The sequence below is a fragment of the Pseudooceanicola lipolyticus genome, from assembly GCF_002786325.1.
GTDB classification, from domain to species: domain Bacteria; phylum Pseudomonadota; class Alphaproteobacteria; order Rhodobacterales; family Rhodobacteraceae; genus Pseudooceanicola_C; species Pseudooceanicola_C lipolyticus.
Genome location: NZ_PGTB01000007.1, coordinates 70,746 through 85,061, shown reverse-complemented (window position 1 = coordinate 85,061; position 14,316 = coordinate 70,746). Strand labels below are relative to the sequence as shown.

The following is a 14,316-nucleotide window of genomic DNA, read 5'->3' as shown; positions in this document are numbered from 1 at the left end:
CGCACCCGGCCCTATACCGAAGAGGTCGCCACCGACCCCGGCCGCCTGCGGGTCGCGCTTCAGCTGGCACCACCCTCGGGCCGGCCGGTCGACCCGGCCTGCCAGACCGCGGCGCGCCAGGCCGCCAGGTTGCTCGACTCGCTGGGCCACGATGTCGAGGAAGCCGACCTGCCCGGCGATTGGGCGCCGCTTGGCGAAGCGGTCTGGATCCTGGTCGCCAGCAATGTTTCCCGCATGATCGAAGCGCTGGGCAGTGCGCGGGGGCGCAAGATTGGTCCCGACGATGTCGATGCCGTCAGCTGGAGCGCCGTCGAGGCCTGCCGCCAGATGCGGATCGAGGATTATCCCCGCGCGCTTGCCGCGATACATGCCCAGAGCCGCCGCATGGCCGCCTTTCACGAGCGGTATGACGTGGTGCTCAGCCCGACGCTTGGGCATCCGCCGCCCCTGCTGAACACGCAGCGCACCGATACCGACGACCTTGCCGGCTATCGCGAGGCGCTTGCGGCCTTTTCACCCTTCACCCAGATGTTCAATGTGACGGGGCAACCCAGCATGTCGCTGCCGCTGCACTGGACCGAAGACGGGCTTCCCGTCGGGGTGATGGCCTCGGCCGGCTTCGGGCGGGAGGATGTCCTGTTCCGGCTGGCCGGCCAGGTCGAGGCGGCACAGCCCTGGTTCCATCGTCTGGCAGGGAGTCCGGCATGAACGACGCGAATAATGACATCGGCCTGCGCGAACGGCTGAGCCAGAACTTCCAGCGTTTCACCAAGGCCGAGAAGGCGGTGGCCAATTACATGCTGATCAATTTCGACCGGCTGGCCTTTGAAACCGCCGCCTCGATCGCGGAAACGGTCGGGGTCAGCCAGATGACCGTCGGGCGATTTCTGCGCACCCTGGGCTATCAGGGGCTGAACGAGTTGAAGGGCGATCTGCGCAACGAGATCGATTCCGGCCCGGTGCTGGTTTCGAACCGGCTAGAGCGCATCCGCGACACCAGCGAGGAAGCCGGCAACTGGGACAGTTTCGAGCTTGAGGTGAACGGCCTGCAAAGCGCCTATGAATTGCGCGGCACACCGGTCTGGAGCAAAGCCGTCAAGACGATTTCGGGCGCCACCCAGGTGCATGTTGCCGGCTTCCAGACCATCCGCGGCATCGCCTCCAGCTTTGCCGAGCGGCTGACCTACCTGCGCGATGGGGTGCATCAGCAGGATGGCTGCGACGGCACCTTTGCCGAGGTATTCGCCGGCAACGAGGCGGATCGCTGCATCGTCCTGTTCGAGATGCGCCGCTATACCCGGCTCAGCCATGCGCTGCTGTCGGCCGCGGTGGAAGACGACGTCTCGATCGTGCTGATCTGTGATTCACACTGCTATTGGGCGCGCGACTACACCGATATCGTGCTGCCGCTGCGCACGGATTCACGACTGTTCTGGGACAGCCAGGCGCCGTTTTCCTGCGCGACCGGGCTGTTGCTGGACGACATCATTGCGCATCTTGGCGATGCGGTGTCGGATCGCCTGAACCGGATGCGCAAATTGCAGGACCGGTTCGACGCCTTCCAGGACTGAGGCGCGGCCGCAGCGGCCTGAAATTTGCCGCATCAGGTCTGGCCGAGGCGATATCGCGGGCTGCGGCCCGGCCACCGATCTTGGCCGCTTGAAGCGCCGGGTGATCGAAGCGTCTGACAAGGGGCTGTTGGCATCGGCGGCCAAGCTGGACACGCGGGCCATCTTGCCCGAGATACGGGCCACGTTCGCCGCAGCGGCGCCGCCCGCCGCGCGCGTTGATCGAGGAAAGCCATGGCGCCGAAGAGATCGCGATGCTCGACTTCATGCTCGCCTCGTTCGAAGAGGCGGAGGAACACCTTTGACTCCCAGCCCGGACGGCGGGGCCGCCTGGGGTTTTCTTGCCAGCGGCAGGACCAACGGAGGACACGATGACGCGCCAGATCACCCGCTTCGAAGGCACACCCGAAGCCTTTACGCTGTGCCTGAATCCTTTGGCATCCAAGACCGCCACCTGGACCGCCGCACAGGATGCGATCCTCAGTGCGGCGGGCCTGTCCGCCGCCCGCGCGACCATCTCGGGTTGGCCGGGCTATGCCGAAACCCCGCTGGTGCCGCTGCCGGCGCTGGCGCAGTCCATCGGCGTGGCCGATATCCATTTCAAGGACGAGGGCAGCCGCTTTGGCCTTGGCAGTTTCAAGGCGCTTGGCGGCGCCTATGCGGTGGCACGGCTGCTGCAGGCGCAGCTGTCCGAAACCCTGGGCCGCGCGGTTGAGATGTCCGAAGTCACCGGCCGGGCGCATCCCGAGATTGTCGCCGGGATCACCGTCTGCTGCGCCACCGATGGCAATCACGGCCGCTCGGTCGCCTGGGGTGCGCAGAGCTTCGGCTGTGCCTGCGTGATCTTCATTCATGCCACCGTGTCCGAGGCGCGCAAATCCGCCATTGCGGCCTATGGCGCCGAGGTGCGCCGCTGTGCCGGCAACTATGACGACTCGGTGCGCGAAGCACAGGACACCGCCACCCGCGAGGGCTGGTTCGTGGTCTCCGACACCTCTTATCCGGGCTATATGGAGGTGCCCAGGGACGTCATGCAGGGCTATGAACTGATGGCCGCCGAAGCGATCGACGCGCTGGACACACCGCCGACCCACATTTTTCTGCAGACCGGCGTCGGCGGCATGGCCGCCGCGGTGACCGCGCATGTGGTGCGCAAATTCGGACCTGACCGCCCGACCATCGTGCTGTGCGACCCGGACAAATCCGCCTGCGTCCTGGCGACGGTCCAGGCCGGTGCCCCTACCGCCGTCGAAGGCGATTTGGATACGCTGATGGCGGGCCTGGCCTGTGGCGAAGTGTCGGCACTTGCCTGGGAGATCCTGAAAGACCACGGCGATGCCGCGATCGCCGTGACGGACGCGCAGGCCATCGCCGCGATGAAATGGCTGGCCTATCCCCAGCCCACAGACGCGGCCCTGGTTGCAGGGGAATCCGCCGTGGCCGGACTGGCCGGCCTGGCGGTGGCGATGAAAGACCCGGAAGCGCGGGCGATGCTGGGGCTCGATGCCACATCGCGTGTGCTGCTGTTCGGCACCGAGGGCGATACCGATGCCGCGCTCTACGCCGATCTGGTCGGCGCCAGCGGCGATGCGATCCGGCAGGGCATGCGATGACGGCGGCAGTTGCGCCCGACCGGCTGCTGACCAACCGGCGCGGTCTGGGCCGGATCGGCGGGCCGTAGAACGACCCGCAAGCCTCGGGCCGGCCGGCGCCGGCGCCCCATTTTCTGCGGGGCGCGGGGACGCGCGCGGGTCAGGCGCCTTGCGACAACAGCAGCCCCGGCCCGAAGATCACCGCAAAGCCCAGCGCGATCAGCGCCAGCGATGGCAGGATGCGGCGGGTTCCGATCAGGCCGAAGGATATCGCGCTGAGACCGATGGCGATCTGCAGGAACGCGATCAAAGCCTGCAGCGGCGTTTCGGCCAGGCTGAGGATGGCCGGGTTGGCGATCATGCCCAGCGGGATGATGTAAAGACCGACGCCCAGCGCCATTGCGGTGATGGCCACCCGCAGCCAATTCTCGCCGATCATCCCCGCCGCGATGAACACCGCGCCGCAGACCGGTGGCGTGATCGTCGACAGCAGGGCGAACCAGAAGACGAAAAGATGCGCCTGCAGCGGCTCGAGTCCCAGCTGGGTCAGGGCCGGACCCGCGACTGACACACAGATGACATAGGCCGCGGTGGTCGGCACCTCCATGCCCAGCAGCAGACAGGCCAGCGCCGTCAGCAGCAGCGAGGGCCATAACAGCCCGCCCGATCCTTCCAGGATCAGCGAGGTCAGCTTGACCCCCAGCCCGGTGATCGACAGCACCCCGATGATGATCGAGGCGCAGAGGATGATCGCCGCGATCATCGACACCTGCTTGGCCGCATTCAGGATGGCCGCTGCAAAGCGCGATAGGATCTGCTCGCGCCTGGATTGCAGCTGGCCATTGACGAAAAGCAGCGCCGCCCCCGCGAAAATCGCCAATGCGGCGGAATATTCCGGCGTGAAGCCGACCAGGAACATGCCCAGCAGCAGCACCGTGAAGGGCACCAGGAAGAACAGCGAGGTCACGAACACGTCGCGCGCGGCCGGGCGATCCTCTTTGGCGACGCTTTTCAGTTCGGTGTGGCGCGCATAGGCATCGATGCCGACCCAGACGGCGACAAAGAACAGAATCGCCGGCAGGATCGCCGCCGCGATGATCGCGGTATAGGGCGTGCCCGTCAGTTCGACCATCACGAAGGCGCCGGCGCCCATCAGCGGCGGCATGATCTGCCCGCCGGACGAGGCAACGGCCTCGACCGCTGCGGCCAGGCGCTTGGGATAGCCCAGCTTTTCCATCGCCGGCAGGGTAACCGCGCCGGTCGATGCCACATTGGCCGAGGCCGATCCGGAGATCGAGCCGAACAGCGCCGAGGATATGACCGACACTTTCGCCGCGCCGCCCTTCAGGCGACCGGCCGCAGCCGAGGCGACATTCATGAAGCCCTGCCCGGCCTCACCCGCGTTCAGCACCGCGCCAAAAATCACGAAGATCGCCACAACCCCCACCGAAACCCCGGTGAGCGACCCCCAGATGCCGCCCTCGGCGATGGTCAGCGTGCCCAGAAAGCTTTCCAACGGGATGCCGGAATGGCCGAACTGCCCCGGAATATGCTGCCCGAACAGCCCGTACAGCAGCGCCACACCGGCAACCAGCGGCAGCGGCCAGCCGATGGCCCGCCGCGCGGCTTCGAGAACGACCAGCAACAGACAGATGGCAATGGCCATTTGCCATCCGCTTTCGAGAAACCCGTATTGGTCGCCAAGCGCGTTGTGATGAAACGCGATCCACAACGCCGCCGCCGATCCGATGATCGCAAGCACGGCACCGCTGGCCTTCTGGCCGGCCGTGCCCGGCGCGGCGGCGAGGACAAAGGGCAGGATCAGCGCCATATGCACCGGGCGGCTGACCAGGTTGGGCACCAGGCCGTAGAAAACCAGGCCGACGTGATAGACCACGACGATGGCAGCCAGGACGAGCCAGAACGGCCGGCTGAGGCGGTCGGCGAAGGCAAGCCAATTGCTGCCGGCACGCCGGTGATGGGCGACGGAATCCATGCGCGGATCTCTCATGGCTGAACAGGATGTGCAAACGGGCCGGACACCCGGGCGTCCGGCCCCGCAAGATCGCGGTTAGTTGGCAGCCGGCAGGGCGATCCCCTGCTCGTCATAATACCGCACGGCACCGGGATGGAACGCGATCCCGTCCTGGTTCAGCATGTCGACATTCACGCCGTCCCACCACGGCGCCACCCCGGCCATTTCCGCCTTGCTCTCCCAAAAGGTCTTGGTCAGCAGATAGGCGGTGTCCTCGTCCATCGCGGTGGTGGTGAAGGCCATCACCGGCAGCGAGGTCGTGTGGATGTCGGCGCTCTGCCCGGCATAGGTTCCGGCGGGGATCGTCATCGCGGTACGGCCGGTCTTGGCGATCTCCTCCTCGGACATGCTCAGCACCGTGACCGGGGTCGACGCCGCCGCCTCGATCACGTTGGGCGCGGGCCAGGACCCGGCGGTCACAAACCCGTCGATCTGGCCGTTTTTCAGCGCCGCCACCGCATTCGACAACTCGGCATCGGCGATCTCGACCTTTCCGGCCAGGCCGAACAGGTCGATGTATTTCTCACCTTCGGTGGCACCGAAGGAACCTTTGCCGAGAAGCACGCTGGTGCCCTCGATATCGGCAAGCTTTGTCGCGCCGGTTTCCGCCGACATGACGAAATGCATCGTCAACGACGGGATCGGGAACAAGGCGCGAATCTCGGAAAAGTTTTCGTGCCCCTTGTCCGCGAAGGGTCCGGTGGCGGCAGCGGCGGCGGTGGCAAGCGAGGGCGGCGTGGTGAACACGTAATCACCGCCGCGGGCGCGCACTTCCATCACGTTCTGGACCGAGCCCTGGCTTTCCTCGATGGTCATGATCACATCGCCATCGGTGCCGCGCTTCACCGCTTCGGCCAATTCCACGCCCATCTGGTAATAGGACGACCCGGTCTTGGCCGATTTATAGGTGATCCTGGTCTCGGCGCTGGCCGCCGTCATCATCACGGCGGATAGGGCGGTGCCGACCGCCATCGACCTCATAAACGTCTTCATTGGTTTGTCTCCTCCATAACAGAAATATTGTGCGCCTGGCCTGGCCCTTCGCTGTCCGGGCGCATCTTGTCCAGCCCCGCGTGCTGCGAGGCAGAAAAGAAAGTGGAACTTGCACCGCCGTCAATCGGCAGCACATGGCCGGTAATAAAGCGGCCGGCCTGCGAAGTCAGGAACAAAACCGCGCTGGCCACCTCCTCCGCATCTGCGGCACGCTGCAGCGGCGTCCGCTCGAGCGCGCGGGCACGGTCCTGCGGGGCCGATCCCATGCCCCGGCCGGTGGGACCCGGGGCAACCGCGTTGATGGTGATCCCGGCTGGCCCAAGCTCGCTCGCGACCGCGTGGATAAAGGCCGAAAGCCCCCCCTTGGACGCGGCATAGGCCACCCGGTTGGGGGCGCCGCGCAGCGCATGGATCGAGGATATGTGGATGATCGCCCCGCCCCCCTGGGGCTGCATGATCCGCGCGGCCGCCTGGGTCAACCGGAACGCGCCACCCAGATTGGTGTCGATCGTGCGCAGGAACTCGGCCACGCTGGTCTCCAGAAGCGAACCGCGCGCCATCAGCCCCGCGGCGTTTACAACCACGTCAACCCCGCCAAGCTGCTTTACCGCAGCGGCAAAGCCCGCCTGCACGCTGGAATCGTTCCTAAGATCGATCTGGCCGGTGCCGGCACTGCCGGGAATATCGGTCGGGGACAGGTCCAGACCAAAGGCCTGATCGCCCCGCGCGATTGCCGCACGCATCACCGCAAGGCCGATTTCCCCACTTGAGCCGACGACGATCGTTCGGTACATTATCAGCTATATCCGGATTAATCCTACAAGAGGGAATAATATCTGATATTTTATGGGATCACAAGGCGAAATGAACATAGACTCGCTGAATATGGAACCCGATGCGGGCGGCGTGATCCACAAGGCAACGGATGCCTTGCGCGCGGACATCTCTGCGGGGCGGCTGCCGCCCGGCGAAAAGCTCAAGGTCGCCTGGGTCAGGCAGACCTACGATATCAGCGCCGCTTCGGCCCGCGAGGCGCTGTCGCAATTGTGCGGCGAAGGGTACGTGGACGCCATCGAACAGCGCGGTTTCTTCGTTTCCGACATGACCTCCGAGGTGCTGCTCGACAATACGCGGCTGCGCGCCGAACTCGAATCCCTCGCCTTTCGCTGGTCGGTTGCACATCAGACGCCGGAATGGCGGGCCGGGATCGTCAGTTCGCATTTCCTTCTCAAGGAAGCCGAGGCCGCGATGCTTGACAATCCCGCGCGCGCAATCCGCACTTGGGATGACCGCAACCGCGCCTTTCACATGAGCCTGATCGCCAATGCGGAGTCCCCGGCTTTGATCGACCTGGTGCGGGATCGCTATGACATGACGCGCCGCTTCCGCATCCACGCCTATCTCCGGATCACGGATTCGGATGCCTTGCGGCAGCGGCTGCAACACAGCGCCGCGGACCACGAACAGATCGCCCAGGCCGCCCTTGCACTGGACGCCGACAAGGGCGCCGAGCTTCTCTGGGCCCATATCAACAAGCCGAGCGGGGCCAGTTAACGGGGCAAATCGCCGCCCGTTCCACGCTCGGCACGCGCCTCATTCATAGCGCAGCGCGGTCGCCTTGCCGCGGAAGATCACGTAGGCCAGCACCGAATAGCCAATGATGATCGGCACGACGAAACAGGCTCCGACCAGGATGATCATCAGGCTTTCGGGCGCGGCGGCGGCCTCGTAAAGCGTCAGCCGCTCGGGCACCACGTAAGGGTAGAAGCTGTAGGCAAGCCCAAGATAGGCCAGTGCGAAGATGCCGCTCGAGGTCGCGAAGGGCAGCCAGTTCCAGCGGTCGCCGGCAAAGGGCATCCGGCGCAGCATCAGCCAAAGCGCGACAACCAGCGCGCCGGACAGCAGGGGCAGCGGCGCCAGCCACAGGATATTCGGAAAGCTGAACCATTTGCCAAGGATGCGGTCACTGACCAGCGGCGTCGCAAGCGACACCGCGCCGATCCCGGCAATGACGCCCCACAGGGTGCCCCGCGCCCAGTTCAGCGCCTTGGCCTGCAAGTCACCGGTGGTTTTGTGCACCAGCCAGGTTGCCCCGATAAAGCCATAGCCCACGGTCAGGAAAACCGAGGTCACCGTGGCGAACAGGTAGGTCTGTGGCGTCTTTTCCAGCCCCATGATGTAAAGCCCCAGCATAAACCCCTGCGCCAGCGCGGTGACCAGCGATCCGGCAAAGAACAGCCGGTTCCACAGCGCCTTGTGCCGGGCCCGCGCCTTGGCGCGGAACTCGAAGGCGACGCCGCGCAGGATCAGCCCGATCAGCATCGCGAAGACCGGCAGGTAGAGCGAGGACAGGATCATGCCATGCGCGGTCGGGAAGGCCACCAGCAGCAGGCCCACCGCCAGCACCAGCCAGGTTTCGTTGGCGTCCCAGAACGGCCCGATCGATCCGATCATGCGGTCCTGCTCGTCCGGGGTTGCCAGCGGAAACAGGATGCCGACGCCCAGGTCGAACCCGTCCAGAACGACATAGACCAGGATCGACAGCCCCATCAGCGAGGCGAAGGCCCAGGGCAGCCATTCGGCCGGGTTGGTGAAGTCAGGCAACATCGGCTTACTCCGCGGGGTTCAGGGCGACGACAGGCGCCTTGCCCGAATGGATCATGCTGTCGGCGCGGGCGTCGCCCCCCCGCGCGGCCTTGCGGGCGAGGTAGGCAATCACGCCGATATAGGCGATCAGCAGCGCGGCATAGATCGCCAGATAGGCGACCAGCGTGCCCACCACCATCGGCGCCGGCACATCGGCCACCGCCATGTCGGTGGTCATGACCCCTTGCACCAGCCAGGGCTGGCGGCCGATCTCGGTGGTGTACCAGCCGGCCAGCGTGGCGACCCAGCCCGAGAAGGCCATCGGCACCAGCGCCCAGAGCAGCGGTTTGGGCAGGCCCTCGACCGCCATCCAGTGACCGCCGATCCGGCCCTGGTGCCGGCTGCGGCGACGCCACATGAAGAAGACGGCGCTCCAGCTGAGCGCAAGCATGGCAAACCCGGTGCCGACCATGACCCGGAAGGACCAGAAGACAGGCGCAACCGGAGGGTGCTGGGGGGTGCCGTCCGCGGCCACGAAATCGTTCAGGCCGGGCACCACGCCCTCGGGCGAATGCTTGAGAATGATCGAGGCACCGTTGGGCACGCCGATCTCGAACCGGTTGTCGCGCGCCTGTTCATCCGGCAGCGCGAACAGCAACAAAGGCACGTTTGGCCCGGTCTCCCAGTTGCCCTCCATCGCGGCAACCTTCTGCGGCTGGTATTCCAGCGTGTTCAGCCCGTGCATGTCGCCCATGAAGATCTGCATCGGGATCAGCAGCGCGGCGATGGCGACGCCGGTCTTGAGCGTCGCGCGCACGTCGCGCGAACGGTCGCCGATTATCCAGCGGAAGGCCGAAACACCGGCCACCAGGAAGGAGACCGTCAGGAACGAGGCCAGCACCATATGGGCAAAGCGATACGGCATCGAGGGGTTGAAGATGACCTCCCACCAGTTGGTGGCATAGGCGACGCCATCGACCATTTCATAGCCCTGCGGCGTGTGCATCCAGCTGTTCAGCACGATGATCCAGAAGGTGGACAAGGTGGTGCCGATGGCCACCAGCGCGGTCGCGGTGATGTGCAGCCAGGCCGGCACGCGGGAAAATCCGAACAGCATGATCCCGACAAAGGCCGCCTCGAGGAAGAAGGCGGTCAGCACCTCATAGGCCAGCAGCGGCCCGGCGATGTTGCCCACCGTTTCCATGAAGCCCGGCCAGTTGGTGCCGAACTGAAAGGACATGGTGATGCCCGAGACCACGCCCATGGCAAAGCTCAGGGCAAAGACCTTCACCCAGAACCGGTAGGCGGCCATCCATTTATCGTCGCCGGTGCGGGCAAAGCGCAGGCGAAAGAACAACAGCACCCAGCCCAGGGCGATGGTGATCGTCGGGAACAGGATGTGAAATGAGATATTTGCCGCAAACTGGATGCGGCTGAGCAGAAGTGTGTCGAACGCTTCCATTCCGTCGTTTCCTTTGTTTTAGCGATTCTTGGACGGGAAGACGCCGCCCACCTTGTCGATCAGGCCCGCGATCCGGCTGCCATAGGTCATCAGGCGCACCAGCTTCTCGGTTTCCAGCCGGGCCATGTCTTCGTAAAAACCCGTCATCATCTCGATCATCTCGCGCAGTTCCGAGATGCGGGCCTCGGAATAGTCATCCCCTGCCGGCCCCTGCATCTCCAGCGCGCGCAGCTTGGTCAGCGTCGGATCGATCTCGCGCTTCTTGCGTTCTTCGATCAGGATGCGGACGATCTCCCACAGGTCGTCGGGCGTGGTGAAATGGTCCTTGCGGTCGCCGGGCACATGTTTCAGGCGCACCAGCCGCCAGGCCTGCAATTCCTTCAGCCCCATCGAGGCGTTGGACCGGCTGATGCCCAGCGCCTCGGTGATCTGGTCGGCGTTCAATGCGTCGGCGGACAGGAACAGCAGGGCATAGATCTGCCCGACGGTGCGGTTGATGCCCCAGCGGCTGCCCATTTCACCAAAGTGAAGTACAAATTCCTGTTGGAGTGGCGGGATTTTCATCGAGTTGCCCTCGGCTTGCGGTAATTTCAGTTATTTCTGAAAATTCAGATAGACCCGCAATCCGCGCGGTCCATCCCCTGCGTCAATTTGCACAGCCAGCGCGGGCGCATGAAAAAGCCGGGCAGTGGCCCGGCGTGATCTATGTCTTTGTCTTTGTCGTTTACCGCCGGCCACGTCTGCCGCGCGGTCCTGGCGCGCTCAGTTCAGCAGATCTTCGTAGAGCCAGGTGCTGCGCCGATGCGCGGCCCGATCCCGCGCGGCGGACGGGTCCTGCGACCGCAGGTCGAGCGCGGTCATCCGCATGGGCCCGGCGCTGTCCGGCCGGGGCTCGGGGCGCTCGGGCAAACCCTCGGGCCTGTTCGGAAGCAGCTTGTTCAACATGTCCAACCTCCTGCTGTTGTCCCAGGGTTTACGCCCCGGACAGGGCGCCGGATCATTCAGGGCCTCACCCGCGCCCGGCAAGCGCGATGATCACCAAGGGCGCTCCGCACCATCGTCACGGGGGCAGCTATTGGCCGGCCTGGCGCCCAGAACCGAGGCGAGTTTCGACAGGACCGGCCGGATCGGCAGAAACAGCCGATAGGCCCCTTCCAGCATGTAAGGCATGCCCGGCACAGCCGCGATCCGCGCCGCCCAGCACCATCGCGGCAAGGTTTCCCAGATGGCGATAAACGCCCGGGCGCCCGAAAGCAGGCGGCCGTCTGCCCTGCGCACGTGAAAGCGGCGCATCGCATCGCCCGGCGCCAGGTCCGCGCCGATGGCGCTGTCCTCTTTCGAGACATCCACAAATGCAAGCGTGTCTCCGCCGCGCTGTGCCGCGTAATGCGCGACCTCGGCGCTGCAGAGCGGGCAGCTGCCATCGAAATAGACGGTCAGACCCTCTGCGTCAGTGGGCAGGCTTTCTGATCCGCGTCCAGCCTTCGGCCCGACCATGCGTGTTCCCGTGTCATGCACCATCTCAGGCCCTTTAGGTCAGCGATCCTCGGGCCAGGAGATGTGGCACACAGGGCACCGGGCAAGAGGCATCACCGCGACATCCTGTCCCGAATGGCGCGAATACCTCCCACCGGGTCGCCCTGCCCGCCCCGGCCCAACCAAGGCGTGCCGGCACCAGCCAACCCGGCGCGCTCGGCCTGGGGCGGGTTTTGGTGTATCCTCGACCCGTGGCGTAGCGTCGGGCGCATTGGCGCCGGTTGGGGGGGGATCATGAGCGGCGAAATATTCATCGAAACAAGCAACGTGGATTCGCTCGGGTTTTCCTTGCCGTTCCAGCATCTTTACCTGGTGTTCAGGGACATCAACGGCGACGAATACGTCTTGCGGTCGGGTCCCGAGAACAGCTTCTGGCCCTTTGGCGAGATGGCAATCGAGGTCAATGTCGCGCTGCCAGACTCGGCCGATGACCGTGATGGCGATACCCCCGAGCAGCGGGTCAGCACGCCGCTCGACTTTCCGCAGCTGACCGATGATGACGCCTGGGCGTTCATGGTCAAATACGCGCGCCTGATCGATGGCAGCAACTACGACTACAGCCTGTTCGAAGAGAATTCCAACGCCTTCATCGGCGCCCTGCTGCACGCCGCCGGCGGCACGCCCTCGGCCTTGCTACCGGCGGGGATGAACAGCGACGACTTCATCGGTTTCGCAAGCTGGGGCAACATCGTCGCGGATGTGACGCCGCCGGCCGACGGTATCTTCTACGGCACCGCGGGCAATGACCTGATGGCCGGCCTGCAGATCGACGAAACCCTGATGGCGCTGGACGGCGACGACGTGGTGACGGCGGGGCGCGGGAATGACGTGATCTGGGCCGGTTCCGGCGACGACAGTCTCACCGGCGGGCCGGGAGATGACATGTTGCACGGCGGCGCCCACAGCAGCGGCGACCGGGCGGAGTACGCCGGCAACCGCGCGGGATACGCGGTTTCGGTGACGGCGCAGGGCCTGATCCAGGTGCAGGATGTCGATCCGGGCGATGGCGATGACGGGACCGACAGTCTGGACGGGATCGAGGAAATCCACTTTGCCGACGCGGTTATTGACACCTCCGCCCTGCTGACGCCCGCGATTGCCGAAACCGGTCAGGTGACGCTGAACCACCGCGCCACAACGGTGACGCTGCAGCACAGCTATGACAACCCGGTGGTTGTCGCCTTCGTCGCCACCCAGAATGGCGGGCAGCCGGTGAACGTGCGGATCAGCGACGTCAGCGGCCAGGAGCTGACGCTGCACTTGCAGGAACCGAATTACCTCGACGGCTGGCACGCCAATGAAACCGTCAATTATCTGGTGGTCGAGGCCGGGAGCTGGATTCTGCCGGATGGCACGGTGTTGGAAGCCGGCACGCAGACCAGCAGCAAACTGTCGCCGCAGGGCTTCGAAACCGTCACCTTTGCGGGCGACTTCGGCAATGCGCCGGTCATTCTCAGCCAGGTGCAGAGCTTTAACGGCTCCGATTTCGTCACCACGCGTCAACAGGGCGCCACGGCGGAGGGGTTTCAATTGACGATGCAGGAGGAAGAGGCGCGCAACTCCGGCGGGCATGTGGCCGAAACGCTCGGCTGGGTCGCCATCGAGGCCGGCAGCGGCAACGTCGACGGGTTCGACTGGGTGGCCGGCCGGCGGGCCGGTGTCACCGACGCCGAGGCCGTGGTCGACCTGGGCGCCGCCCTGCCCGGTGGCGGGAATGCCATCGCCGCCCTGTCGAGCTTTGACGGCAAAGACACCGCATGGGCGCGCGGCGATGGCGCGACAGCCACCGGCTTTGCGGTCTCGGTGGAAGAGGAGAAAAGCCGCGATTCCGAGACCAACCATATCGCCGAAAGCGTCGACTATTTCGCCTTCCAGAACCCGGCCGTGCTTGCCGCCTATGATTATGACCTGCTGGCCTGATCCCGCATCCTGAACACACGGCAGCGCCAGGTCTGCCCAGCGTGCCTGTTCGGGGCCGGGCCCAAGATCGGTTGCAGGACGGGATCATCGCAAGACCGGCCTGTTTGGGCGGGATCGGTGGCGCCGCAAGCGCAGGCCGAAAGGCGTTGCGCCCTGCCCCCGATTGGCATTGTGACCGGCCCGCGCCGGCCGCGGCGGCGCTTATAATCTGGGCAGGACGAGCCCGGCGCAGGCGCTTTCATCGCCGCCGCAGCAATCGTCGAGCAGAAAGCGCACCAATCCGTTCACCGCGTCGAACCGGGGCGCGTAAAACACCTCGCGATGCTGCCGTTCGGCGCTGACCAGCCCGGCGCGCTTCAGCGTTGCAAGATGCCCGGACAGGGTCGAGGGCTTCAGCCCAAGAAGCCGTCCGACCTCCATCGCCGGCGTGCCCTCGGGGCCACGCCGCACCAGCAGGCGGAAGATCTCCAGCCGGGTGTCGTGGGCAAGCGCGCTGAAGGCGTCGATGGCAGAGCTCTGGTCCATAATTCGTAATTACGCGAAATGAGGAGTATTGACAAGCTGTGAGCATGCGCCTACCCAGCCCTTAATCCTTAAATCCGCGAAATGACGGATTAATACCAC

Annotated in this window: 14 protein-coding genes; 5 read left to right on the top strand and 9 right to left on the bottom strand. The window is 65.3% G+C overall.

Translation table 11 applies throughout. The features are described from left to right. The 3 genes from CVM52_RS04710 to CVM52_RS04700 all read left to right on the top strand — a co-directional run. On the top strand, positions 1–708 hold a 708-nt coding region (locus tag CVM52_RS04710), incomplete at its 5' end, for an amidase family protein (protein WP_240620865.1). After that, a complete protein-coding gene (locus tag CVM52_RS04705; RefSeq protein ID WP_100161443.1) occupies positions 705–1,571 on the top strand; it encodes a MurR/RpiR family transcriptional regulator in 867 nt (288 codons plus the stop codon). The genes CVM52_RS04710 and CVM52_RS04705, both read left to right, overlap by 4 nt. A 368-nt stretch (positions 1,572–1,939) precedes the next feature. After that, a complete protein-coding gene (locus CVM52_RS04700; RefSeq protein ID WP_100161442.1) occupies positions 1,940–3,181 on the top strand; it encodes a diaminopropionate ammonia-lyase in 1,242 nt (413 codons plus the stop codon). Between the two features lie 139 nt (positions 3,182–3,320). On the opposite strand, the gene CVM52_RS04695 is transcribed toward CVM52_RS04700, so the two are convergent. The 3 genes from CVM52_RS04695 to CVM52_RS04685 all read right to left on the bottom strand — a co-directional run bounded on the left by CVM52_RS04695 (position 3,321) and on the right by CVM52_RS04685 (position 6,982). Further along, entirely contained in the window at positions 3,321–5,156 is a 1,836-nt protein-coding gene (locus CVM52_RS04695; RefSeq protein WP_100161441.1) for a TRAP transporter permease, read from the bottom strand. 75 nt (positions 5,157–5,231) lie between these two features. Then, a complete protein-coding gene (locus tag CVM52_RS04690) occupies positions 5,232–6,188 on the bottom strand; it encodes a TAXI family TRAP transporter solute-binding subunit (protein WP_240620864.1) in 957 nt (318 codons plus the stop codon). Then, on the bottom strand, positions 6,185–6,982 hold the full coding sequence (locus CVM52_RS04685; protein ID WP_100161440.1) for an SDR family NAD(P)-dependent oxidoreductase: 798 nt from the start codon (positions 6,980–6,982) through the stop codon (positions 6,185–6,187). The genes CVM52_RS04690 and CVM52_RS04685 overlap by 4 nt, the downstream gene beginning before the upstream one ends. Positions 6,983–7,052: 70 nt before the next feature. Between CVM52_RS04685 and CVM52_RS04680 the strand changes: the two genes are divergently transcribed. Continuing rightward, complete coding sequence (locus CVM52_RS04680; RefSeq protein ID WP_172720909.1) at positions 7,053–7,742, top strand: GntR family transcriptional regulator; 690 nt, start codon at positions 7,053–7,055, stop codon at positions 7,740–7,742. Positions 7,743–7,781: 39 nt separating this feature from the next. Here the strand turns inward: CVM52_RS04680 and CVM52_RS04675 are convergent, their stop codons facing one another. The 5 genes from CVM52_RS04675 to CVM52_RS04655 form a co-directional block, all read right to left on the bottom strand. Beyond that, positions 7,782–8,795, bottom strand: coding sequence for a cytochrome d ubiquinol oxidase subunit II (locus CVM52_RS04675; RefSeq protein WP_240620863.1), 1,014 nt, complete (start codon positions 8,793–8,795; stop codon positions 7,782–7,784). Positions 8,796–8,799: 4 nt separating this feature from the next. Then, the gene (locus CVM52_RS04670) at positions 8,800–10,236 is read right to left on the bottom strand and encodes a cytochrome ubiquinol oxidase subunit I (protein ID WP_100161438.1); all 1,437 of its coding nucleotides are present in this window, start codon (positions 10,234–10,236) and stop codon (positions 8,800–8,802) included. Between the two features lie 18 nt (positions 10,237–10,254). Further along, positions 10,255–10,800 (bottom strand): GbsR/MarR family transcriptional regulator, encoded by a 546-nt coding sequence (locus CVM52_RS04665; protein ID WP_100161437.1) that lies wholly within the window; start codon positions 10,798–10,800, stop codon positions 10,255–10,257. Between the two features lie 198 nt (positions 10,801–10,998). Next, a complete protein-coding gene (locus CVM52_RS04660) occupies positions 10,999–11,181 on the bottom strand; it encodes a hypothetical protein (protein ID WP_100161436.1) in 183 nt (60 codons plus the stop codon). Between the two features lie 90 nt (positions 11,182–11,271). Continuing rightward, positions 11,272–11,757: a thiol-disulfide oxidoreductase DCC family protein gene (locus CVM52_RS04655; protein ID WP_205964882.1), complete on the bottom strand. Its 486-nt coding sequence runs from the start codon at positions 11,755–11,757 to the stop codon at positions 11,272–11,274. Between the two features lie 249 nt (positions 11,758–12,006). Between CVM52_RS04655 and CVM52_RS26805 the strand changes: the two genes are divergently transcribed. After that, positions 12,007–13,692: a calcium-binding protein gene (locus tag CVM52_RS26805; protein ID WP_205964881.1), complete on the top strand. Its 1,686-nt coding sequence runs from the start codon at positions 12,007–12,009 to the stop codon at positions 13,690–13,692. 201 nt (positions 13,693–13,893) lie between these two features. On the opposite strand, the gene CVM52_RS04645 is transcribed toward CVM52_RS26805, so the two are convergent. Then, positions 13,894–14,217 carry an ArsR/SmtB family transcription factor gene (locus CVM52_RS04645; RefSeq protein WP_100161434.1) on the bottom strand — a complete coding sequence of 108 codons (324 nt, stop codon included), beginning with the start codon at positions 14,215–14,217 and terminating at the stop codon, positions 13,894–13,896. Positions 14,218–14,316 lie beyond the last annotated feature (99 nt).